Annotated in this window: 20 protein-coding genes; 17 read left to right on the top strand and 3 right to left on the bottom strand. The window is 64.8% G+C overall.

All coding sequences use genetic code 11. The annotated features are described in order from the left end of the window. Positions 1–40 precede the first annotated feature (40 nt). The 5 genes from DH08_RS31510 (at position 41) to hpaR (ending at position 4,809) form a co-directional block, all read left to right on the top strand. The gene (locus DH08_RS31510) at positions 41–895 is read left to right on the top strand and encodes a MetQ/NlpA family lipoprotein (RefSeq protein WP_192183127.1); all 855 of its coding nucleotides are present in this window, start codon (positions 41–43) and stop codon (positions 893–895) included. Between the two features lie 83 nt (positions 896–978). Then, positions 979–2,070, top strand: a complete 1,092-nt coding sequence (locus tag DH08_RS31505; RefSeq protein ID WP_192183126.1) for a methionine ABC transporter ATP-binding protein — start codon at positions 979–981, stop codon at positions 2,068–2,070. Next, positions 2,051–2,707: a methionine ABC transporter permease gene (locus DH08_RS31500; RefSeq protein ID WP_192183125.1), complete on the top strand. Its 657-nt coding sequence runs from the start codon at positions 2,051–2,053 to the stop codon at positions 2,705–2,707. The genes DH08_RS31505 and DH08_RS31500 overlap by 20 nt, the downstream gene beginning before the upstream one ends. 175 nt (positions 2,708–2,882) lie before the next feature. Continuing rightward, complete coding sequence (locus tag DH08_RS31495; protein WP_192183124.1) at positions 2,883–3,902, top strand: isopenicillin N synthase family dioxygenase; 1,020 nt, start codon at positions 2,883–2,885, stop codon at positions 3,900–3,902. Positions 3,903–4,404: 502 nt separating this feature from the next. Continuing rightward, positions 4,405–4,809, top strand: a complete 405-nt coding sequence (gene hpaR / locus DH08_RS31490) for a homoprotocatechuate degradation operon regulator HpaR (protein WP_192183163.1) — start codon at positions 4,405–4,407, stop codon at positions 4,807–4,809. Positions 4,810–4,951: 142 nt separating this feature from the next. Here the strand turns inward: hpaR and DH08_RS31485 are convergent, their stop codons facing one another. Continuing rightward, positions 4,952–6,067: a glycine cleavage T C-terminal barrel domain-containing protein gene (locus DH08_RS31485; RefSeq protein WP_192183123.1), complete on the bottom strand. Its 1,116-nt coding sequence runs from the start codon at positions 6,065–6,067 to the stop codon at positions 4,952–4,954. A 67-nt stretch (positions 6,068–6,134) separates the two neighbouring features. After that, positions 6,135–6,911 (bottom strand): ABC transporter substrate-binding protein, encoded by a 777-nt coding sequence (locus DH08_RS31480; protein ID WP_192183122.1) that lies wholly within the window; start codon positions 6,909–6,911, stop codon positions 6,135–6,137. A gap of 215 nt (positions 6,912–7,126) precedes the next feature. On the opposite strand from DH08_RS31480, the gene DH08_RS31475 reads away from it, so the two are divergent. Genes DH08_RS31475 through DH08_RS31455 form a run of 5 tightly spaced genes read left to right on the top strand, consistent with a single transcriptional unit; the run spans position 7,127 to position 14,545 of the window. Beyond that, positions 7,127–8,515 (top strand): SWIM zinc finger family protein, encoded by a 1,389-nt coding sequence (locus DH08_RS31475; protein WP_246801112.1) that lies wholly within the window; start codon positions 7,127–7,129, stop codon positions 8,513–8,515. Continuing rightward, positions 8,512–9,957, top strand: a complete 1,446-nt coding sequence (locus tag DH08_RS31470) for a DUF5691 domain-containing protein (RefSeq protein ID WP_192183120.1) — start codon at positions 8,512–8,514, stop codon at positions 9,955–9,957. Before DH08_RS31475 ends, DH08_RS31470 begins: the two co-directional genes overlap by 4 nt. A gap of 19 nt (positions 9,958–9,976) precedes the next feature. Continuing rightward, a complete protein-coding gene (locus tag DH08_RS31465; RefSeq protein WP_192183119.1) occupies positions 9,977–11,056 on the top strand; it encodes an ATP-binding protein in 1,080 nt (359 codons plus the stop codon). Between the two features lie 5 nt (positions 11,057–11,061). Next, positions 11,062–13,311 carry a DUF5682 family protein gene (locus DH08_RS31460; protein ID WP_192183118.1) on the top strand — a complete coding sequence of 750 codons (2,250 nt, stop codon included), beginning with the start codon at positions 11,062–11,064 and terminating at the stop codon, positions 13,309–13,311. A 10-nt stretch (positions 13,312–13,321) separates the two neighbouring features. Then, positions 13,322–14,545: a VWA domain-containing protein gene (locus DH08_RS31455; protein WP_428339580.1), complete on the top strand. Its 1,224-nt coding sequence runs from the start codon at positions 13,322–13,324 to the stop codon at positions 14,543–14,545. A gap of 24 nt (positions 14,546–14,569) precedes the next feature. Here DH08_RS31455 and DH08_RS31450 read toward each other — a convergent pair whose 3' ends face one another. Continuing rightward, positions 14,570–15,295 (bottom strand): MgtC/SapB family protein, encoded by a 726-nt coding sequence (locus tag DH08_RS31450; RefSeq protein WP_192183116.1) that lies wholly within the window; start codon positions 15,293–15,295, stop codon positions 14,570–14,572. A gap of 191 nt (positions 15,296–15,486) precedes the next feature. On the opposite strand from DH08_RS31450, the gene DH08_RS31445 reads away from it, so the two are divergent. From DH08_RS31445 to DH08_RS31415, 7 genes are all read left to right on the top strand, one after another. Then, positions 15,487–16,461 (top strand): sugar-binding transcriptional regulator, encoded by a 975-nt coding sequence (locus DH08_RS31445; protein WP_192183115.1) that lies wholly within the window; start codon positions 15,487–15,489, stop codon positions 16,459–16,461. 45 nt (positions 16,462–16,506) lie between these two features. Continuing rightward, entirely contained in the window at positions 16,507–17,952 is a 1,446-nt protein-coding gene (locus tag DH08_RS31440) for an ABC transporter substrate-binding protein (RefSeq protein WP_192183114.1), read from the top strand. Between the two features lie 158 nt (positions 17,953–18,110). Then, entirely contained in the window at positions 18,111–19,034 is a 924-nt protein-coding gene (locus tag DH08_RS31435) for a carbohydrate ABC transporter permease (RefSeq protein ID WP_192183113.1), read from the top strand. Between the two features lie 9 nt (positions 19,035–19,043). Beyond that, complete coding sequence (locus tag DH08_RS31430; RefSeq protein ID WP_192183112.1) at positions 19,044–19,901, top strand: carbohydrate ABC transporter permease; 858 nt, start codon at positions 19,044–19,046, stop codon at positions 19,899–19,901. Positions 19,902–19,906: 5 nt separating this feature from the next. Beyond that, positions 19,907–21,025, top strand: coding sequence for an ABC transporter ATP-binding protein (locus DH08_RS31425; RefSeq protein WP_192183111.1), 1,119 nt, complete (start codon positions 19,907–19,909; stop codon positions 21,023–21,025). Continuing rightward, positions 21,022–22,146 carry an ABC transporter ATP-binding protein gene (locus tag DH08_RS31420; RefSeq protein WP_192183110.1) on the top strand — a complete coding sequence of 375 codons (1,125 nt, stop codon included), beginning with the start codon at positions 21,022–21,024 and terminating at the stop codon, positions 22,144–22,146. The genes DH08_RS31425 and DH08_RS31420 overlap by 4 nt, the downstream gene beginning before the upstream one ends. Further along, the gene (locus DH08_RS31415) at positions 22,146–23,699 is read left to right on the top strand and encodes an FGGY-family carbohydrate kinase (RefSeq protein ID WP_192183109.1); all 1,554 of its coding nucleotides are present in this window, start codon (positions 22,146–22,148) and stop codon (positions 23,697–23,699) included. Before DH08_RS31420 ends, DH08_RS31415 begins: the two co-directional genes overlap by 1 nt. The last annotated feature ends 8 nt before the right edge of the window (positions 23,700–23,707 follow it).

The raw sequence follows: 23,707 nt of genomic DNA, 5'->3' as shown, positions 1-23,707 counted from the left end.
CGCCTGGCCGATATGATTTCAGGATTGCAAGGAACGCATCATGTCCGAACGCGGAAACGCTTTTAAACCTTTCGTTTCAACATCAGTCACCAGGCGCGCAGGTCTTGCCGCGCTTCTGGCTTCGGCGCTTGCCATTGTTGCCTTGGCCGCGCCGACACCGTCCTTCGCCGAGGACAAGAAGGCCATCAAGGTCGGCATCATCAGCGGCGAGGACGAGGATGTCTGGCGCGTCGTTGTGGCCCAGGCCGCCGAAAAAGGCCTGACGATCGACACCGTCGTCTTCAACGACTACACCCAGCCCAACGAGGCGCTGGAGCGTGGCGAGATCGACGCCAACGCCTTCCAGCACAAGCCCTATCTCGACAACCAGATCAAGACGCAGGGCTATCACATCGTCCCGGTCGGCTACACCGGCGTCTGGCCGATCGGCCTCTATTCCAAGAAATACGCCAAGGTCGCCGAGCTGCCTGAGGGCGCCGTCATCGGCTTGCCCAACGACCCATCGAATGAAGGCAGGGCGCTGCGCGTGCTGCAGAACGAGGGTGTCCTCAAGCTGAAGGACGGCACCGGCATCCTGGCGACCACCGCCGACATCGCCGAGAACCCGAAGAAGGTCGTCATCAAGGAGCTCGATGCCGGCATTGTCGGGCGCTCGGTCGAGGATCTCGACGCTGCCGTGGTCAACACCGATTGGGCGCTGAAGAGCGGCCTCGGCCCTGACAACCGCATCGCCCAGGAGCCGGTGGCCGACAATCCCTACCGCAACTTCATCGCGGTCAAGGCCGGCAACGAGAACGAGCCCTGGGTGAAGACGCTGGTCGCTGCCTACCAGAACGAGACGGTCAAGGCCGAGTTCGACAAGGTCTACAAGGGCACCGGGATCAGCGCCTATTGATCGGCGCGTGGCTGGCAGAAACAGGCGGTCCGCCACGGAGCGGGCCGCCATCGCATTTGCGGAACGCCGAAACAGGAACCTCGATGAACCAGCATATCAAAGCATCGGCCGATCTGGCGGCTGGCAGCCATCCTCCTGCTTCGGAAGATGTCGTGCGCCTCACCGAGCTGAAGCGGCATTTTGGCAAGACTGCAGCGCTCGACGGCGTCTCGCTGACGGTGCGCAAGGGCGAGATCCTCGGCATCATCGGCCGCAGCGGCGCCGGCAAGTCGACGCTGATCCGTTGCCTGAACGGGCTGGAGCGGCCGGATTCCGGCGCGGTATTCATCGAGGGCCGCGAGATCAGCCGGCTTAGCGAGGGCGAGCTGCAGCCGCTGCGGCGCCGCATCGGCATGATCTTCCAGCATTTCAACCTGCTGTCGGCCAAGACCGTCGAGGACAATGTCGCGCTGCCGCTCAAGATCGAGGGCCGCCCCAAGGCCGAGCGGCTGGCGCGTGCCGCCGAACTCCTGGAACTCGTCGGCCTGTCGGAGAAGGCGAAAGCCTATCCGGCCTCGCTGTCGGGCGGCCAGAAGCAGCGTGTCGGCATAGCCAGGGCACTCGCCGCGCGCCCGGCGCTACTGCTTTCCGACGAAGCGACCTCGGCGCTGGACCCGGAGACGACGCGCTCGATCCTGGCCCTGCTGAGAGATATCAACCGGCAGCTTGGCCTGACCATACTGCTGATCACCCACGAGATGGAGGTGATCCGCTCGATCGCCGATCGCGTGGCGGTGATCGACGCCGGACGCATCGTCGAGGAGGGTCCGGTCTGGTCGGTCTTTGCCAACCCGCGTTCGGAAATCACCAGAAGCCTGCTCGGCGGCATCCGCCCGCAACTACCGGCTGAGATCGCCAGCCGGCTCGTGCCGGGAGCCGGCGCGGAAGCGATCCTCAGGATCGACGTCTCCGGCGAGGCCGCGCGAGCTCCGCTGCTATCGGACCTTGCCGATGCCGTGCCGGGTCCGTTCCGCCTCGTCCATGGCGGCATCGACCATGTCCAGCAGCAGCCGGTCGGCACGCTGTTCCTGGCGGTGGCGGGCAACGATGAAAATCATCTGTCGCAAGTGATCGCATTCCTGAAAGCCCGCCAGGCGCGGGTGGAGGTGCTTGGCCATGTCGCCGGTTCTGTTTGAGCTTCTCATTCGTTCGATCTGGGAGACGGTCCTGATGACCGGGGCGTCCGGCCTCATCTCGCTGGTCTTCGGCCTGCCGCTCGGCCTTGCACTGGTCGCCACCGATCGCGGCGGCATCGCCGAAAGCCTGTGGGTGAAACGCGCGCTCGGTGCCATCATCAACGGCTTCCGCTCGGTGCCTTTCATCATCCTTCTGGTGGCGCTGATCCCGGTGACGCGGCTGATCGTCGGCACCTCGATCGGCACCTGGGCGGCCATCGTGCCGCTGTCGATCGCCGCCACGCCCTACTATGCGCGCATCGCCGAAGTGTCGCTGCGCGAGGTCGACCACGGCCTGATCGAGGCGGCGCGCGCCATGGGCGGCAACCGCTGGACGATCATCCGCGAGGTGCTGGTGCCGGAGGCGCTGCCCGGCATCGTCGCCGGATTCACGGTGACGCTGGTGACGCTGATCGGCGCCTCGGCCATGGCCGGTGCCATCGGCGCCGGCGGGCTGGGCGACCTTGCCATCCGCTACGGCTACCAACGCTTCGAGACAAGCGTCATGGTGGCGGTCGTCATCGTGCTCATCATCCTGGTCTGCGGCATCCAGTGGGCCGGGGACCGCCTGGTCGCCAGGCTGGACCACCGCGCATGACCGCCGGGTGCAAGCAGGCTGGGTATCCGTTCGGACGTTCTTTGCCAGCCGGCGGCAAAATGCAGGCCGGCGTTCTCCCATCGACGTCGAGTTTGGATCGTCCGTTGCTTGGATCGCAAAGGCCTGTGTGCCACCGTGGCGGTCAGGCGCGACGCCCCGCATAAGGAGCCTGACCATGCCCAGAATTGTCCCTGTGCTCGATCTTGACCGTCTCGAACAGGGCGCATCGGAGCGCCGGACCTTTTTGTTCGATCTGCGCACGGCGGCGCGGGATGTCGGTTTCTTCTATCTCAGCGGCCACGGCATATCGGCCTCGGAGATCGCCGACGTGCTCGATGCCTCGCGCCGCTTCTTTGCCTTGCCGGCGGCCGACAAGCTGGCCATCGAAATGGTCAAATCCTCGCAATTCCGCGGCTATACGCGCGCTGGCGGCGAACTGACCAAGGGCAAGGCCGACTGGCGCGAGCAGCTCGACATCGGCGTCGAGCGCCCGATTATCCCGCAAGGTCCAGGCGTTCCCGCCTGGACGCGGCTGCAAGGGCCGAACCAATGGCCGGCCGCTTTGCCGGAGCTGAAACCGGCGCTGCTCGCCTGGCAGGCAAGGGCGACCGAGGTGGCGATCCGCCTTTTGAAGGCCTTTGCCCAATCGCTCGACCAGGCCGAGGACGCTTTCGATCCGATCTATCGCGACGAGCCCAACCACCGCATGAAGATCGTGCGCTATCCCGGCCGTGACGCGACCGGCGACGATCAGGGCGTCGGCGCGCACAAGGATGGCGGCTTCCTCACCCTGCTGCTTCAGGACGAGAACAAAGGATTGCAGGTCGAGTATGACGGCAGCTGGGTCAATGTGGACCCGCTTCCCGGAACGCTGGTGGTCAACATCGGCGAGCTGCTCGAACTGGCGTCGAACGGCTATCTCCGGGCGACCGTCCATCGCGTCGTCACACCGCCGCCCGGTGTCGAGCGGATTTCCGTTCCCTTCTTCTTCAGCGCTCGGCTCGACGCGACGATCCCGCTGCTGACCTTGCCCGAGGACCTTACGGCCGAGGCGCGGGGGCCGGCCAGCGATCCCGACAATCCGCTGTTTCGCGATGTCGGCACCAATGTGCTGAAAAGCCGCCTGCGCTCGCATCCCGACGTGGCGAAGCGACACTATGCCGACCTGCTGGAAACGGCCACCGCGGCCGGCTGATGTTGCTGCAGCAATGGAGCCGAATTTTTCGCCGTCGGCGCGTTTTTTGGAATTTTGTTCGTCGCAAATGCGCCTGGGCAAGCCCAAATAAGGGTTATCGTTCGGCGGTTTCCTCCCATTCCCCGAACGGTGTTCCCCTCTGAAGGTTTGACCTTCATTTTTGGCCGGGCATTCGCGCCCGGCCTTTTTCTTTGCGGCCGCCTTGGCACTACGATCATCTTTGATCGCGCGGAGCATGACTTCGTTCTTGACGTGCTCAGAAGGCAAGCCTCGAACGCCTTCAGGCAAGTCGTCCGGTGCCTTGAGATGAGCGGAATATTTGTTCGCCATCCGTCGTTCTTGGCACGACGCTCTTTGACGGAGTGGCATTGCCGCTCCGGGCAAAATCGTCGATAGAGCAGCGTATATACTGAGCCATGCCGTGTACGTTCCACCCGGGGACGTAGCTGAATTCCTTCGGAGATCTGATTTGTTGCCGCCCAGCGTTCGCCGCTCCTTGCCGATGGCTCTCCTGCGCGCACGCGAGGCAGTAACGGCGCGATTCCGGCCGATGCTCGCCCGGCACGATATCACCGAACAGCAATGGCGCGTGTTGCTCGTGTTGGCGGAAGCCGGCCCGCTTGAGGCAACCGAACTCGCCAATCAGGCGTCGATCCTGCCGCCGAGCCTGACCCGCATCATCAAGGCGATGGAGGAGCGGCAGTTCATCACCCGCAATAAGGTCAAGGACGATGGCCGTCGGGCGCTGCTGGCCATCAGCCCCGCCGGGCTGGCGGTGATCGAGAATCTGTCACCCGAGCGCGCCGCCATCTATGAGGCGATCCAGAAACGCTATGGCGTCGAACAGCAGGAGCGTCTGCTCGACCTGCTCGAAAGCCTGATCCAGTCGGAGTCGGCGGAAGGATGAGCTTCTCAACGCCACCGCTAGGCTGAAGGTCGGCGACACGCTCCAGAGCAACTCCAGGAAAAGTGCGTAGCGGTTCCCGTCCGGAATGCGTAAAAACAAATACTTAGAGCGGGTCGGCGATTCAATCAAAAGCTGAGCCGCTCTAGACTCTCAGCCGCGAGCCCTCGGGATCGAAGAACGGCATCGGCGCTACGGTCGCTCGTGTCGGTGTCCCGTCAATGTCGATGCTGAGCTCGGTGCCGACAGCGGTGAAGGGTAGCCCGATATGCGCGGTCGCCAGCACCTTGCCAAGGGAATAACCATGGTCGCTATAGGTCACCAGCCCGGCATCCTCGCCGCCGGCCATGACCCGGGCGTTGGTCGCGGCCGGTCTGTCGCCGTCGAGGATCAGACCGGTCCAGCGCTCGTCGACACCCTTGTCGCGAACCTTGAGCAAGGCGTCGCGGCCGACGAAATCGCCCTTGTCGAACCTGATCCAGCGGTCGAGGCCGACATGGAACGGCGTGCGGGTTTCGTCCATGTCGATACCATGCGCCGGATAGGCCTTCTCCAACCCCAGCGTGAACATCGCCAGCACGCCATATGGCTTGAGGCCGAAATCCCGGCCGCTGCGCATCAGCATGTCCCAGACGGCAGCCGCCTCGTCGGCCGGCACGAACAGCTCGAAGCCGAGTTCGCCGGTCACGCCGGTGCGCGAGATCAGCACGCGCGTCTCGCCGATGCGCCCTGAGGTGAACGACCAGCGTTTCAGTCCATCCAGATCGGCGTCGGAAACCAGCACTTTCAGCAGTTCGCGTGAGCGTGGCCCCTGGATCGTCGGGAAGGCGATGGCCGCCGTGATATCGGTGACATAGGCGTTGCGCCCCTCGGCATGATGCAGCAGCCAGGGCAGCATCTTCAGGCGGTTCACCGAGCCGGTCACCAGCATGAAATGCTCCGGCGCCAGCCGGAACACGGTGAGATCGTCCATGATGCCGCCGTCCTCGCGGCACACCGTCGAATAGCGCACCTGGCCCGGCTTCATCGCAGATGCATCATTGACGATGACATGGTTGACCAGCGCCTCGGCATCCGGCCCCTTGATGTCCATCTTGCCCATGGTGCTGAGGTCCTGGACGCCGACATTGCTGCGGGTGTTCAGGTGCTCGTCGGCGATACCTGAATAGTATTTGGCCGAGATGAAATCGCCCCCGACCCGCCCCACGGTCGCACCCAGTCCGACGATGCTGCCGTAGAAGGGGGATCGCCGCTCGGCCACGAAAATCTCCATCGTTCATGAAAAACGGCAGCGCCGGGCGGCGCTGCCGAAGTGAACTGTCGTCAGGTCAGGTACCGTAGACGTCGAACGAGAAGTACTTGTCGTTGATTTCCTTGTACTTTCCATTGGCACGCAACGCATCGATGGCGGCGTTCAGTTTGTCGGTCAGCTCCTTGTTGCCCTTTTGCAGCGCGATGCCGACGCCGGGCCCGTGAATGGCCGGATCGGCCGTCAGGGTGCCAAGCAACTTGCAGCAGGCGCCGTCGGGCTTCTTCAGCCATTCCGTCAGGATGATCGAGCCATCCATCATCGCGTCGAGCCGGCCATTGGCCATGTCGGTGCGGGCGTCATCGCCGGTCGGATAGGCTTTTATGGTCGATCCGCCGTATTTCTGCTCGGCGAAGTTCTGATGAATGGTCGCGCTCTGCACGCCCAACGCCTTGCCTTTCAGATCGTCCGGCGAAGTGCTTGAGATCGTCGATTCCTTCGGCACCGCGATAGCCGGCGGCGTCTGGTAGTACTTGTGGGTGAAGTCGACCTTTTCGGCCCGCTCCGGCGTGATGGTTATGTTGATGATGGCATCGAACTTGCCGGCCTGCAGCGCGGGAATGGAGCCGTCGAAATCCTGCACGACGAACTCGCATTCGGTCTTCATCTCGGCGCACAGCGCCTTGCCGAGATCGATGTCGAAGCCGCCCAGCGTGCCATCGGCATTGGCGTAGTTGAAAGGCGGATAGGCACCCTCAGTGCCGAGCTTGAGTTTCTTGTCCTGGGCGAAAGCCGCGCCCGAGGCGAGGCAGAAGGTAACTGAAGCGGCAAGCACGAAACGACCGAAAAGACGCATGGTCCAGATCTCCGTTGACCGGCGAAGTCTACGGTCTTTCAGGCCCGTGGCGGAGACGGAAACGACACGTCATGCGCCGATCACGGCGCGATGTCGGCTCTTCAGAGCACCAAGCTTGGCCCGCAAGTCCGACCTACAACAATTCTTCACAAACGGCTACCTATACTGGCGACGACGTTTGGTTCGGCTCACGAGGGGGCGGCTTGGAATTCGACTTGAAAACCATAGAGGCGCTGGCTCCCGACCAGGCGTCGCTCAGCGCCGCCTCCAAGCTGACCAAGCGATCGAACTGGCCGCGCCTTGAACGGAATGAGCAGCAGGCCCTGATCTGGGGCGAATGCCAGGGCTCCGGCTCCAACCCTTATCGGGTGGTGGTCGATACCGGCGATCACGGCTACAAATGCACCTGCCCATCGCGAAAATTTCCCTGCAAGCACACGCTGGCCCTGATGTGGATCGCCGCCACGGCACCAGCCAGTTTTGCTCCCGCTCAATCGACGCCGGAATGGGTGAATGATTGGCTTGGCCGGCGCCGAAAGACGACACCGCAGACGGCGGGGCCAGTGCTGCCCGGCGCGGCAGCCAAGAGCATCGACGATGCTCTGCAGCCGGATGAGGCTGCTGTCGTCGAGGACGCCGCGGCTGTCGAACGCCGCGAGGCGGCACAACGCAAGCGGGCGCAAGAGACACGGTCCGCGGTGTCGGCGGCGCTCGATGAACTCGACCAATGGATCGCCGACCAGTTGCGGCTTGGCCTTTCCGGATTTGTCGACGCCAGCAGCGAGCGTTGCCGCCGCATTGCCGCGCGGCTCGTCGACCTCAAGGCAACCGCGCTTGCCGGGCGTATCGACGAGATACCGTCGCGGCTGATGGCGCTGCGCAGCGAGGAAAGGCCGGATGCAGCGATCCGCGAGCTCGGCAAGCTGGTGCTGCTGGCCAAGGCCTGGCGATCGGAGCCTGACGACCCTGAACTGAAGCGGCTCGTATCGACATCCGAAACGCGTGAGCAGATTCTGGCCAATCCCGAGGCAAGGCAGGTGGAAAGCCACTGGGAGGTTCTCGGCGAGAAGATCGAAACCCGCCGCGACGGTCTCGTCAGCCATTCGACCTGGCTGCTCGATCTGAACAGCGTGACGCCGCAATTTGCCCTGCTGCTCGACTATTTTCCAGCATCGGCGGGACGCAGATCGAACGCCTTCGCGCCGGGCGACCGCTTCAACGCTCGGCTGGTGTTCTATCCATCGCGCACACCACTGCGCGCGCTGGTGGCGGAGCGCATCGGTGACGTCTCTTCCGGGGCGGCGTGGCCTGATTTCGGCGCGTTGAAAGACCCGCTCGCGGCGCGCGCTTCCCAGCAGGATGGCGCGCCATGGCTTACCGACAGTCCTCTCATCCTGCCTCCCGGCGCGATCTCGCTCGACGACCGCGGCACCGCCTGGTGGCAGGCAGCCGATGATCCGCATGGGATCGCCTTGCCGATCGCCGGTGCTGTCGACCAGACCTTGCTCGGCATCGACCTTGCCGCCGCCGCAGCACTGTGGAATGGCGCCCGGCTTGACCTTCTGGCGGCGCAGAGCAGGTTCGGGAGGCTCGATCTGTCGTGAACGAGCTCGAACAGACAGGCCTGGCGGCAATGCGCGACTGCTGGATCACCGGCGGACCGACATTCGACCTCGCTCCAGCCGCGTGGAAGGAGATCGCCGGCACCGCAAGCCCCGACGAACGCGAGCGCCGGCTGCTGGCGATCGCGGCGCAGGCGCTTGACATCGGTTTGCGGCCTGCGGTGCCGAAGGTTCTGAAGCGTCGTCCGCCGCTGCCGGCACTTGCCCTGCCCATGCTGCCGGAGCGGTTGCGACCGCTGTTGAGGGCCGCGTTGAAACAGGCTGCCGACGCAAGGCGCAAGGTGCGCGTGGTGACGCTGGTTGCCAGCCGCGGCTTCGTGCTTCATCCAATGGACTGGATGCCTGCCGCGTCGGACCAGAACAGCCCGGACGTCTACGCCCCCTGGATCGACTGGCAGGCCGGCCTCGAAGGGCAGGTGCATGCCCCACGGGAGAAACTGACGGCAGAAAACTGGGATGACTTCTATCCCGCCGCGCGCCGCATCGCGCTGGCCGACATGCGCCGCATCGAACCGGCCGCGGCACGGATGCTCATCGAGACCAAGGGATCGAGTGAGCCTGCGGAGGTCAGGCTCGCGCTCATCGAGCTCATGCGCTTCGGACTCACCCTCGAGGATGCGCCCTTCCTGAAAAGCCTTTCTACCGACCGTTCCGGCAAGGTGCGCGAACTGGCTGGTCGGCTGCTGGCAAGGTTGGGTGAGCACGGTCAGCTTGGCGACGGTGGCGCGGATGACCCCGTTGCCGAACTCGCCGCCTTCATCAGCGAAGGCAAATCCGGTTTCATCCGCCGCCGCACCACCTACACGCCGGCAAAACTCAAATCCCCGGCGCAGGAACAGCGTCGCGCCGAATTGTTCGAGACCTGCAACCTGGTCGACCTCGCTGCACGGTTCGGTGCCACCGAACCCGAATTCATCGGCGCCTGGCAGTTCGGCGCCGACAACAATGCCGACATCCTGATCGCACGAATGGTTGCCGCCTCGGGCAGCGACGCCGCGGTAACGCATATGGCGGATACGCTTGTCGCCGATGGTGGCAAACCGGCGCTGTTCGTCCTCCACCTCATGCCGCGTCTGGACAGCCGCAGAAAGCGTACCCTGATCAGGCTAATCCTGAAGGACTGGAAATATCTTGGCGCGCTCAACCTTGCCGAAGGCATCGAAGCAAGCTGGCTGGAATGGGATGACCTGACAAACGGGCAAGTGCTTCCGGCACTGCGTTCGGTCATCGGCGCAACCGACGACGCCATGCGCCGCGGCCTCGACGATATCCTCGAAACGATGGGCTTCCTCACCACCACCGCCACGGCGGCAAGGCTGATCGACGAGGTCGTCGCAGCCGGCATGCCGCCCGCGGCTCCTTCACTCGCTCTCCTGCGTCTCAACGCAGCGCTGGCCGAACATCCGTCTGGAACCGACACATGATCAATCCGGAGAAGAACCCATGAACGCAGCCATCCGTCTTCCGGTCGAGCAGGCCTATGCCAGTGAACTGCAAGCGCTGGCGCGCGGCGACGACAAGCAAAAGCCCGCCGGCTGGAGCCTCTCGCCAAAGGCCGTCCTGACCTATCTGCTGGGCGGCAAGGCCAGCGACGGCACCGTGATCACGCCGAAATATGTCGGCCGCCGCCGGTTGATGGAAACCGCCGTGGCGACTTTGGCCACCGACCGTGCGCTGCTTTTGCTCGGCGTTCCGGGCACAGCCAAATCCTGGGTCTCGGAACATCTCGCCGCCGCCATCATGGGCGACTCGACGCTGATCGTGCAGTGCACGGCCGGAACCGACGAGAACCAGATCCGCTATGGCTGGAACTATGCCCAGCTTCTGGCGAAAGGCCCGAGCCAGGAAGCGCTGGTGCCTACGCCGCTCTATCGCGCCATGCAGGACGGCAAGCTGTGCCGGCTCGAGGAACTGACGCGCATGGGCTCGGACGTACAGGACACGCTGATCACCGTGCTGTCCGAGAAGATGATGCCGATCCCGGAGCTGAACACCTCGATCTATGCCCAGCGCGGCTTCAACATCATCGCCACGGCAAACAACCGCGACAAGGGCGTCAACGAGCTGTCCTCGGCGCTCAAGCGGCGCTTCAATGTCGTGGTGCTGCCGCTGCCCGCGGACATGGCGGAAGAAATCTCGATAGTCTCGAAGCGCGTCGGTGAGATGGCAGGCGGTCTCGACCTGCCGGTGCCGAAGAATGTCGCCGAAGAGATCGCCCGCGTGCTGACCATCTTCCGCGAATTGCGCTCCGGCTCGACCGCCGACGGCAAGGTGACACTGAAGACGCCTTCGGGTTCGCTGTCGACGGCAGAGGCCATCGCCACCATGGTTGGCGGCCTCAGCCAGGCGGCCTGGTTCGACGGCGGCAAGCTCGGCGCCGAAGGCCTCGCCGCCAGCCTCGTCGGCGCGATCGTCAAGGATCCGGTGCAGGACAAGGTCGTGCTGGAAGAATATCTGGAAACAGTGCTCAAGAAGCGGCCCGACTATTCCGGCTACTATGCGGCCCTGAACGCGGCGATCTGACACCGATGAAGCACAGCGACATCGCCTATTTCGGCATACGCCATCACGGGCCCGGCTCCGCCGAAAGCCTTGTGCAGGCGCTGCAGGAATTGCGGCCGGTCGCCGTCCTGATCGAAGGGCCGAGCGACGCTTCGGCACTGTTGCCGCTGCTGGCCCGCCCGGAAATGCAGCCGCCGGTGGCATTGCTCTGCTACCCGGAGGACGACCCGGCCTCGACCAGCTTCTGGCCGTTCGCCGAATTCTCTCCCGAATATCAGGCGGTCCTCTGGGCGGTCGGCAACAAGGCGGCGTTGCGTTTCATCGACCTGCCGTCGTCGGCGCGGTCGCCCGCCGAGCCGATCGATGCCGCGGAAAACACCGACGCCGCCGAAGCCAGCGAAGCCGGCGATGACGAGGACCCGCATCGCCGTGATCCGATCGGCACTCTGGCGCATGCCGCCGGCTACGAGGATGGCGAAAGCTGGTGGTCGGATATCGTCGAACAGAACCCCGAGCCCGGCCCGATTTTCGCGGCCATCGCCGACGCCATGACGACATTGCGCGAAGGTGAGGGGTCGATCGCCCGGTTCGAAGCCAGGCGCGAAGCACATATGCGGCTCGAAATCGCCGCGGCGCGAAAGGAGTTCGAGGGACCGATAGCGGTGGTCTGCGGCGCATGGCACGTGCCGGCGCTGCAGGCAGCGCACGTCCAGAAAGCCGATCAGGCGCTGCTCAAGGGCATCGCCCGGCGCAAGAGCACGATGACCTGGGCGCCATGGACGGGGCCGCGCCTGGCGTCGGGCCTTGGCTATGGCGCCGGCGTCGTGGCGCCGGGTTGGTGCAAGCATCTTTGGCGCACGCGCGGCCGCCATGACGGGGCAACCCTGTGGCTGGCGATGATTGCGGCGGTGCTGCGCGAGAAGGGTCATCTGATCTCGACCGCTTCGCTGATCGAGGCGGAGCGGCTCGCCCGTACGCTCGCCGCCATTCGCGAGCGGCCGAAGCCCGGCTTCGAGGAATTGCGCGACGCCTCGGTCGCCGCCCTGTTCAACGGCGAAGCGCTGCTGTGGGCGCTGGTCGAGGCCGAGCTGCTTCTGGGTGCGGACGTTGGCGAAATTCCACCCGACACCCCGCTGGCCCCACTGATCGAGGATCTGCAGCGCAACCAGAAGGCGGCACGGCTGAAGCCCGAGGCGCTGGAGCGCGAACTGTCGGTCGATCTGCGCAGCGAAAGCGGGCTTTTCCGTTCGACATTGCTGCACCGCCTGAGCGTGCTCGGTGTGCATTGGGGCAAATTGACCGACGCCGGGCGCAGTCGCGGCACCTTCCGCGAGCGCTGGACGCTGGCCTGGGAGCCGGAGTATGCCGTCCGGCTGGTCGAGAACCTTGTCTACGGCCCGACCATCGAAAAGGCCGCCAACGGCCGGCTGATCCAGATGATCGGCGCCGCGGCAACCCTCGACACGCTTGCCGCTCTGGTCCAGGGCGCGATCACGGCCGACCTGTCGGAAGCCTCGAGCGCCGGCCTTGTGGCGCTGGAGGCACGTGCGGCGCACAGCAGCGAATGCCTGGAAATCCTGGCGTCGGTGCCACCGCTTGCCGACATCATCCGCTATGGCGAGGCGCGCAAGACGGAGACGCACCGCCTGTCCGGCCTCATGGAGCGGCTGATCGTCGAAGCGGCGATCGCGCTGCCCTATGCCGTGCGCGATCTCGATCAGCAGGCTGCCGCTTCACTGGTCGGCGCCCTGCGCAAGGCCGACGAAGCCATCAGGCTGATCGAACCCGGGGACGATGTGCTGAACGGATGGCGCGACGGGCTGGCCGCCGTGCTCGACGGGCCGCGATCGACGGCGCTGCTGGCCGGATGCGCCGCGCACTTGCTTTACGAAGCTGGCCAGCTGTCCGCAGAAGCCGCTGCCGGACTGCTCGGGCGCCGCCTGTCGCCCGGAACGCCGGTCATTGAAGCGGCGGGGTTCTTCGAGGGCTTCTTCAGCTCCGCCGGTCAACGGCTCATCTATGACGAGGGTCTGCGCGGCGCGGTCGATGCGTGGCTGAAATCGCTCGACGAAGAGGCTTTCGTCGCGCATCTGCCCTTGCTGCGCCGCGTCTTTTCCAATCTGGACAGCATGGAGCGCCGGCGGCTGATCGAGGCGGTTCTCGGCCGCGCGGCGCGCCTACCGGCTGGCCTGACGCCGGCACCGGATGGTGGCGAGGCCTGGCGCCGGCATCTGGAACGGCTCGGACCATTGCTCATCGTGGGTGGCAATGGATGACGAGCCCGAAATGAACGAGCCTGGTGCACTCACGCCGGACGGCGAGAGGGAGCGTCGCTGGCGCCTGGCGATCGGCGCCGCCGACGAAACATCGCCGGCGCTTTCCGAAGACGACAAGCGGCTTTCGGCCGCGCTCGACGCCCTCTATGGCGATGGCGCCGGCGATGCTGCCGCCGATCCGCGCAAGCGGCGTGGTGGTCTCGGCCGGTCGGCGCCGCGCGTCGCGCAATGGATGGGCGACATCCGCTCCTTCTTTCCGGCGCAGGTCGTGCAAATCGTCCAGAAAGACGCGTTCGAACGGCTGAACCTGAAGCAGATGTTGATGGAGCCGGAATTCCTCAAGGCGATCGAGGCGGACGTCAATCTGGTTGCCGACCTGATTTCCCTCCGCTCGGTGATGCCAGCGAAGACCAAGGACATCGCCCGCACCATCATCGCCGACATCGTCGCCAAGCTGATGCAGCGGCTCGAACAGAAAACCGCTGAAGCGATACGCGCTGCGCTCGACCGGTCGAGACGCACCAACCGCCCGCGCCAACGCGACATCGACTGGCCGCGCACCATCTCGGCAAACCTTCGCCACTACCAGCCCGAACACAAGACCATCGTGCCGGAAAAGCTGGTTGGCTTCATGCGCAAGCAGCGCCGGTTGGTCGACCTCGACGAGGTCGTGCTGTGTGTCGACCAGTCCGGTTCGATGGCAAGCTCGGTGATCTACGCTTCGATCTTCGCAGCGGTGATGGCCTCGCTGCCGGTCGTGCGCACCAAGCTCGTCTGCTTCGACACCGCGATTGTCGATCTCACCGAGGACCTCAGCGATCCCGTCGAAGTGCTGTTCGGCGTCCAGCTTGGCGGCGGTACCGACATCAACCAGGCGGTCGCCTATTGCGCCGAGCGCATCGAGCGGCCGACCAAGTCCCATTTCGTGCTGATCACCGACCTCTACGAAGGCGGCAACGGCCAGGAATTGTTGCGCAGGCTGGCAGCGCTGGTCCGATCCGGCGTCAATGTCGTCGTGCTTCTGGCGCTAACCGATCAGGGCCGGCCCGGCTATGACCCGGCCATGGCCGGTTCGGTTGCCGCGCTTGGCGTTCCGGTCTTCGCCTGCACGCCGGACCTGTTTCCGGACATGATGGCGGCGGCCCTGCGGCGGGAGGATATCGGCGCCTGGGCGGCGGGGGTCGACATCAAGGTCGTTCGCGCCGACACCGAAGCGCCGAAGCCAGGCGAATAGGGTTCATTGGGCCGTCGGTCGCGGTCAGGTGGTTTTCTCGCCGACCAGTTCAAAGCGCTCGACCTCGCAGTGCTGGCCGACCACCGCCAGCACGTCCGTCGAGGGTTCGATCGCATCGGGCTGTTTCCATTCGAGGTTGAAGGAAAACACGAAGCGGTCGCGGCCGGCGTCATGCTCCATGCCGACAAAGCGCGCCTCGTAGCCGAGCGGCCGCACCATCTCCTGAAGGTCGGGCGGCAATCCTTTTGCCCAGGAGACTGACAGGATCGCATGATGGTCGCGCGGGATCCGGAGATCGACCCATCTCAAGGCCTGAAGCGTCACCAGGGTGAGCAGCGTCGCGATCCCCGCCAGGCCGAACTGGCCACCGCCAAACGCCAGTCCGATCATCGTCATGATCCACATCGTGGCGGCGGTGGTGACGCCGGTCACGAGCTCGCCGCGCCGAAGGATGGCGCCGCCACCGATGAAGCCGACGCCGGTCAGCACGCCGAGCGGAAATCGCAGCACGTCCATGCGGCCGAAAGTGTCCGGCTCCTTGCCCGCCATGTCGAGCAGGATGTTGGCCTGGATCATGGCGATGGCAGCCGCAAGGCCAACCAGGATGGTCGTTCGAAGCCCGGCGGTGCGACCGCGCGACTCTCTGTTCAGGCCAATGAGGACGCCTGCCAGCAGCGTGAGCAGAAGCCGCGCGGCAAGGTCGGGCCAGGTCGGATGAAGCGGCATCTCGCAGCAAAACGGCTCGAACATCGTTTCCACCCTGGCGGCCTGGGCGCGCCGCGTCCTACGTCGCGTCCCTACCGTCTCTCAACATCGCTGGGGCAGTGATGGTTCCCGTCGCCGCCGCCACCCTTTTGCGCGATTTGAACACGCGGCGCTTGACTCCGGCAAAGCCTTGTGAAAAATTTTGCAGCAACTGATAAAAATATCAAAGGGTGGAAATGGTTGGGTTCGGCAACGGCCTGCTGCGCGACGATGAGACCAGCATGGCGACCCGCGCCGCCTGGCTCCACTATGCCGGCGGCCTGACCCAATCCGAGGTTGCCAAGCGGCTCGGGCTGACCAGCCTCAAGGCGCACCGCCTGATCACCAAGGCCAACCAGGAAGGGCTGGTCAAAGTCTATATCGACGGCGAAGTCTCCGAATGCGTCGCGCTCGAGGACCAGCTCTCCGGCCGCTACGGCCTCGACTATTGCGAGGTGGTGCCGGACTTCGATTCCGAGGACCTGCCGCTGAAAGCTCTGGGCATTGCCGGCGCGCAGTTCCTCAAGCGCGAGATCGAGCGCGGCGAGGGCACGCTGATCGGCGTCGGCCACGGCCGCACGCTCGCCGCCTGCGTCGAATACCTGCCGCGCATATCGGCCGACGGGGTCCGCTTCGTCTCGCTGCTTGGCGGCCTGACGCGCAAATTCTCGGCCAACCCGCATGACGTCATCCATCGCCTGGCCGAGCGTACCGGCGCCGAAGCCTATGTCATGCCGGTGCCGATGTTCGCCAACACTGCCGAGGACCGCACGGTGCTGCTTGGCCAGAAGGGCATCAGCGAGGTCTTCGATCTGGCGCGGTCGGCCGACCTTCTGATCGCCGGCATCGGTACCGCCGAGCGCGAAGCCTCGCTCGTCGCCACCGGCATGATCGAGAAGGGCGAGATGGAGGAGACCCGCGGCAACGGCGCCGTCGGCGAACTGCTCGGCCATTTCTTCGACGCGGCCGGAAAGCCGGTGGCGACGACGGTGTCCAGCCGGGCGCTGGCGCTGGTGCGCGAGGACATCGCCAATCGCAGGATTGTCGCCGTCGCCGGCGGCAAGGTGAAGGTTCGTGCCATCAAGTCAGTGCTGGAGGGCCGCTATCTGAAGGGCCTGATAACCGACGAGCGGACGGCGCGATCGCTCGTGGAACAGACGCCGGTCGGGTAGCCGGCAATGCTTTGGTTGAAACTACCCCGTGGAGGAGAAGAGAAAATGTATGAGAAAGAGAAAGACCTGATCGACGCGTTCATGCGCGGACAAGTCGATCGCCGCGGCCTGATCAGGGGCCTCGGAGCACTGGGCCTTGCCGCCGGAACGGCCGGCACGCTGCTCAACTTCGGACAGACCCGTGCGCTCGCCGCCGATTTCGACTGGCAGTCGCACAAGGGCAAGACCATCAAGCTCTTGCTCAACAAGCATCCCTATGCCGATGCAATGATCGCCAACCTCGAGAACTTCAAGCAGCTGACCGGCATGAACGTCGTCTATGACGTCTTCCCGGAAGACGTCTATTTCGACAAGGTCACCGCGGCGCTGTCGGCAAGCTCGCCGGAATATGATGCCTTCATGACCGGTGCCTACATGACCTGGACCTACGGCCCGGCCGGCTGGATCACCGACCTCAACGAATGGATCAAGGATCCGGCCAAGACCAATCCGAACTATGCCTGGGACGACTTCCTGCCTGGCGTCAGGAATTCCTGCGCCTGGAACGGCAAGCCGGGCGGCGAACTGGGTTCCGAGGATGCCAAGCAGTGGTGCATTCCGTGGGGCTTCGAGCAGAACAACATCACCTACAACCATGGCATGTTCGAGAAGGCCGGCGTCAAGGTGCCCGGCAACATGGACGAGCTGGTTGCCGCGGCCGCCAAGCTCACCAAGGACGTCGGTGGCGGCGTCTACGGCATCGGCGTGCGCGGCTCGCGCTCCTGGGCGACGATCCATCCCGGCTTCCTGTCGGCCTACGCCAATTTCGACCAGAAGGACCTGAACGTGTCGGCCGACGGCAAACTGTCGGCCGCCATGAACACCGCCGAATCCAAGGCTTTCCACAAGCAATGGGTGCAGATGATCCAGGAGAGCGGCCCGAAGGACTGGTCGACCTACACTTGGTACCAGGTCGGCACCGATCTCGGCGCCGGCGCCTCGGCGATGATCTTCGACGCCGACATCCTTGGCTACTTCATGAATGGCGGCGACAACAAGATGGCCGGCAAGCTCGCCTTCGCCGGCTTCAAGGCCAATCCGGCCGCCAAGGCGCCGACCCCGAACATCTGGATCTGGTCGCTGTCGATGTCCAACTTCTCCAAGGACAAGGACGCCACCTGGTACTTCATGCAGTGGGCCTCCGGACCGGAGCATGCTCTGTTCGGCGCCACCAAGATGGACTTCGTCAATCCGGTCCGCCAGTCGGTCTGGAAGGACGATGTGTTCCGCGAGAAGCTGAACAAGAGCTATCCGGGCTATGTCGAGATGTTCGATGCTTCGGCACCGGGCGCCAGCATCAAGTTCACGGCGCAGCCGCTGTTCTTCGACCTCACCACCGAATGGGCGGCGACGCTGCAGAAGATGGTGGCCAAGGAAGTGCCGATCGACGAAGGCCTCGACAAGCTGGCCGAGAGCATCAATGGTCAGCTCAAGGAAGCTGGTCTCGGCTAGGATCGGACGAAGGCTGGCCTGCCCGAGGCGGGCCAGCCTCGACCGTCGGTTACATGTTCGCGATGTGGCGCCGGTGGCGTCGCCAATTCGCCCGACCGGCCGCCTGGCTCCCTGGGCGGCCGGCAGGGCGAAGCAACAGGAATGATGGAGCACAGCGGATGACTGCGGCGACAGTGCAGAGGGCCAGACCCTCCGGCTTCAGGATCAGCAAGCGGGTTCTGCCCTATCTTCTCAGCCTGCCGGCCCTGCTGGTCTGCATCGGCATCCTGATCCCGTTCCTGACCTCTGTGGTCTATTCCTTCCAGCGCTACCGGCTGAGCCAGCCCTGGGCGCGGCAGTTCAACTGGGGCGACAACTACATCTCCTTCTTCACCGACCCGAAGTTCTGGAACACGCTGCAGGTGTCGCTGCTCTATGCCGGCATCACCGTCGTGCTCGAACTGCTGCTCGGCCTCGCGATCGCCATGCTGCTGCAGAAGCGCTCGACGTTGAACAATTTCATTTCGATCATGCTTTTGATGCCGCTGATGACGGCGCCGGCGCTCGCAGCACTGATGTGGAAGCTGATGACCAATCCGGGCTTCGGCGTGCTGAGCTACCTTGCCAGCCTCATCGGCCTGCAGGATTTCCGCTGGGCTTCATCGCCGTCGACGGCGCTGTTGACCGTCGTGCTGGTCGACATCTGGGTCTACACGCCCTTCATCATGATCCTTTTGCTGGCCGGGCTGCGCAGCCTGCCAACGCAGCCCTTCGAGGCGGCCGCCCTTGACGGTGTGCCGAGGAGCTTCGTCTTCTTCCGCATCACGCTGCCGATGCTGATGCCCTATATCCTGACCGCGACCTTGTTCCGACTGCTCGATTCCATCCAGCAGTTCGACATCATCTACGCGATGACCCAGGGTGGTCCCGGCGACACGTTGACCGTCTTCCAGGTCGAGGCCTATCTCAACTTCTTCCAGTCGACCAATGTCGGCCGCTCGGCGGCGCTGATGATCATCCTGTGGGCGATCACCTATTTCCTGTCGAACATCTTCATCAAGAACTGGCTGCGGCTGCGCGAACGCGCCCGCGGCCAGGCATAGGAGGCCGGGATGGAACACACCTCGCTTCTCGAACGCATCCTGCGTGGCATAGCGCTGACGCTGGTCGTCATCTTCTTCATGTTCCCGATCGTCTGGATCTTCATGATGTCGTTCCAGACCAACGAGACCATCCTGCGCATTCCGCCGCAGCTGGTCTTCGAGCCGACGCTGGCCAACTACACCGCTTTGATCACCGGCAAGCTGATGACTGCGGCCGGCACGCTCGACATCGCCTTCATGCGCAACCTGTGGAACTCGGTGTTCCTGTCGGTCACCTCGGTTGCCGTCGCGCTGCTGCTCGGCGTTCCCGCGGCCTACGCCTTCGCGCGCCACAAGTTCCGCGGCTCTGAGGATATCGCCTTCACGCTGCTGTCCTTCCGCTTCGCGCCGGCGCTGCTGGTGCTGCTGCCGCTGACGCTCTACTTCCAGAAGCTCGGGCTCGCCAACACCTATTTCGGCCTGATCTGGGTCTACCAGCTGATCTGCCTGCCGCTGATCCTGTGGATCGTGCGGGGCTATTTCGAGGACATCCCGGCCGACATCGAATACGCCTATCGCATCGGCGGCCATTCCTGGTTCGCCACCTTCCGCAAGATCGCGCTGCCGCTCGCCGGCCCGGGCATTGCGGCCGCCGGCCTGCTCGCCTTCATCTTCGCCTGGAACAATTTCGTCTTCGCCCTGGTGCTGGCTTCCGCCGACAAGCAGCCGGTGACCGTCGGCGCGCTGGCCTTCATCACCTCGTCGGGCATCCAGTATGGCCAGATCTCGGCGGCGATCGTTCTGTCGATCACGCCGACGCTGGCGCTTGCCCTCTACGCGCAGCGCTACCTCGTCGAAGGCTTGTCGCTCGGCGCCGTGAAAGGATAGGTCCGATGGCAAGCCTCGAACTGAAAAATGTCGTCAAGCGCTACAAGAGCCAGACCGTGCTGGACGATCTGTCGCTGACTGTCGCCGATGGCGAGACGCTGGTCCTGTTCGGCCCATCCGGCGCCGGCAAGACGGTGCTGCTGCGGCTGGTCGCCGGCGTCATCGATCCCGACGAGGGTAAGATCCTCATCGGCGGCGAGGACATGACCGACGTCGATGCCGAGTTCCGCGGCGTCGGCATGGCGTTCCAGAATTTCGCGCTGTTCCCCCACATGACCGCCTTCGACAACATCGCGTCGCCGCTCGAAGCCAGGCACTCCTCGAAAGGCGTGATCAAGGCCGGCGTCGAAAGCGTCGCCAAATTGCTCAAGATCGATCATGTGCTGAGCCACAAGCCGCGTGCCCTGTCCAACGGCCAGAAGCAGCGCACGGCACTTGCCCGCGCTCTGATCGGCTCGCCGCCGTTGCTGCTGCTTGACGATCCCTTGCGCAACGTCGACGCCAAATTGCGTTTCGAGATGCGGCTCGAACTGCCAAGGCTGCTGCACGATCGTGGCGCGACCGTCATCTACGTCACCCAGGACTACAAGGAGGCGATGGCGCTCGGCAACCGCATCGCCGTGATGTCGCAAGGCGTCATCCGGCAGCTCGGCACGCCCGAGCAGATCTATCGTGAGCCGGCCAACATCGAGATCGCCAGGCTGTTCGGCGACCCGACCATCAACCTGCTCGACGTCAAGCCGGCGCGCGACGCCAAGGGCATCTATGTCGGCCTGTCTAATGTGCAGGTCCATCTCGCCGGCGCCTTCGAGGCGGCAGTCGGGCGCGACTGCGTCATCGGTCTGCGGCCCGAAGCGCTGAGCTTCGTCGGCGAAGCCACGCCGGGCGCTTTCCCGGTGACGGTCGAGGCCGAGACGCCGCTCAACGAAAAGATCGTCACGCTGGTGCGCACCGTGCGCGGCCGTGAAATCCTGGTCTCGCGTCCGGCCGGAGCCCCGGGCCAGGCCGAAGGCAAGGCCCACATCGCCGTCGACAGCAAAAGCGCGCTTCTGTTCGATCACGCGAGCGGCGAGCGCATCGGCGCCAACAAGGTCGTCAATTTGCGCAGCGGAGAAGCGGCATGAGCGCCAGCGCAATCACCATTTCCGGCGTCGACAAATTCTACGGTCCGATCGACCGCGGCGTGCACGCGGTCAAGAACCTGACGATGGAGATCGCCAAGGGCGAGATCGTCGCGCTGCTCGGCTCGTCCGGCTGCGGCAAGACCTCGACACTGCGCATGATCGCCGGCTTCGAGGAGGTCTCGCGCGGCGCGATCTCGGTCGGCGGCCGCAAGGTGCACACGCTGGCGCCGGTCAAGCGCAATGTGGCGATGGCCTTCGAGGGCTATTCGCTCTATCCGCCGCTCACCGTGCGCGAAAACATGGCTTTCGCCCTGAAGGCGGCCCGGCTGCCGAAGAGCGAGGTCGACGCCAAGGTCGCCAGCATCGCCAAGCTGCTCGAGATCGAGGACATCCTCGAGCGCTATCCGAGCTCGATCTCCGGCGGCCAGCAGCAGCGCGCCAGCCTCGGCCGGGCGCTGATCCGCAATGCCGACCTGCATCTGCTCGACGAGCCGATGGGCCAGCTCGAGCCGCAGCTGCGCGCCGTGCTGCGCGGCCGCATCAAGCACTTCATCAAGGAGCGCGGCCTGACCGCGATCCTGGTCACGCACGACCAGACCGAGGCCAATGCGCTGGCCGACCGTATCGCGGTGATGGAAGGCGGCGTGCTGCAGCAGTTCGACACGCCCGACATGATCAAACGGCGGCCGGCCAATTTGTTCACCGGCACCTTCGTCGGCGAACCGCCGATGAACGTCTTCGAGGCCTATGTCGGCAATGCCGCCGGCAAGATCAGTCTCAAGCTGCCCGATGGGCTCTCGCTCGACTACGACAAGGACGCCTTCAGCGCCCCGGTCCGCGACCAGTTGCTCAACCGCGAACGCGTCGTGATCGGCGTCAGGCCCTATGCGGTGCGTCGCTCGAAGGAGGGCGTGCCGGCCACAGTCTCGGCCAACCAATGGCTCGGCGACCAGACGCATATCGCCGCCGATTTCGCCGGCGGTTCGCTGGTCCTGGTCGAGCACGACCGCACCCGCCTGGAGTTGGGCGCGCCGATCAATGTCAGCATCGACCCGAAGAACCTGCATGTCTTCGACCAGGCGAGCGGCAATGCGATTTCGCACGGGATGGAGCTTGCCTGATGCGGGATGTGCTGATCGGCATCGACGCCGGCACGTCTGTCATCAAGTCCGTCGCCTTCGACACGGCGGGCCGGCAGATCGCAGCCGCGGCGCTGCCGAACAAATACGAGACACTGCCCGGTGGCGGCGCCGAGCAGGATCTGGCGCGCACCTGGGCCGATACGGCGACCACGTTGCGCCAGCTTGCCGACAAGGTGCCTGATCTCGCCAACCGCGTCATCGCCATCGCCGTGACCGGGCAGGGCGACGGCACCTGGCTGATCGATGCCGAGGGCGAGCCGGTCGCCAAGGGCTGGCTGTGGCTCGACGCGCGCGCTGCCTCGGTGGTCGAGGAGATCCGCGCCCGGCCCGAGGACCGACTGCGCTTCGAAAAGACCGGCAGCGGACTTGCCGCATGCCAGCAGGGATCGCAGTTCGCGTTCATCAAGCGCAACATACCGGCCATGCTCGCCAAGGCGGCGACGGCGTTCCACTGCAAGGACTGGCTCTATTTCCGGCTGACCGGCGAGCGGGCGACCGATCCGTCGGAAGGCACCTTCACCTTCGGCGACTTCCGCACCCGCGACTATTGCGACGATGTGCTCGATGTGCTCGGCGTCGCCGATCTCCGGCATCTCCTGCCGCCGATCGTCGACGGCACCAGGCAAAGCGCTGCACTGTCCAAGGCGGCGGCCGACGTCACCGGCCTGCTCGCCGGCACGCCGGTCGTGCTCGCCTATGTCGACGTTGTCTGCACTGCGCTCGGCGCCGGCCTGTTCGACCGGCAGCGCAAACCGGGCTGCACCATCATCGGCTCGACCGGCATGCATATGCGGCTTGCCGAGACGCCCGACGAGGTGCAGCTGAATGAGGCTGCGACCGGCTATACGATGGCGATGCCGGCGCCTGGCGTGTTCGCGCAACTCCAGTCGAACATGGCGGCGACGCTCAACATCGACTGGGTGCTCGGCCTCGCTTCCGGCATCCTCGCTTCGCAAGGGATTTCGCGTTCGAATGGCGAGATGATCGCGCTTGTCGACCAGTGGATAGCATCATCGAAGCCGGCGTCGCTGATCTACCAGCCGTACGTGTCGGAGGCCGGCGAGCGCGGGCCTTTCGTCGATGCCAATGCCAGGGCCGGCTTCGTCGGCATTTCCTCGCGCCACGGCTATGCCGACATGGTGCGTGCCGTCTTCGAAGGACTGGCCTTCGCGGCGCGCGATTGCTACGCCGCGATGGGCCCGCTGCCAAAGGAAATCCGCCTCACCGGCGGCGCGGCTCGCAGCCCGGCCTTGCGCAAGATCCTGGGTGCCGCGGTCGGCGCTGACATCCGCACCAGCGAGCGCGAGGAAGCGGGCGCGGCGGGTGCCGCGATGATCGCGGCGGTGTGCGTCGGCCAATACGCCTCGATGGACGATTGCGTCGCCGAATGGGTCACGCCCTTGCTCGGTGCGGCCGAGCCGAGCGACCAAAAGCTTGCCGCCATCTACGAGGCGATGGCCCCCTCCTACACATTGGCGCATGAGGCGCTGCGTCCGGTCTGGCGGTCGATGGCCGCGTCGAAAGCACATTGAGAAGTCGA

The sequence above is a fragment of the Mesorhizobium amorphae genome, from assembly GCF_014843845.1.
Lineage (GTDB): Bacteria > Pseudomonadota > Alphaproteobacteria > Rhizobiales > Rhizobiaceae > Mesorhizobium > Mesorhizobium amorphae_A.
This window is presented reverse-complemented; position numbering and strand designations above follow the sequence as displayed.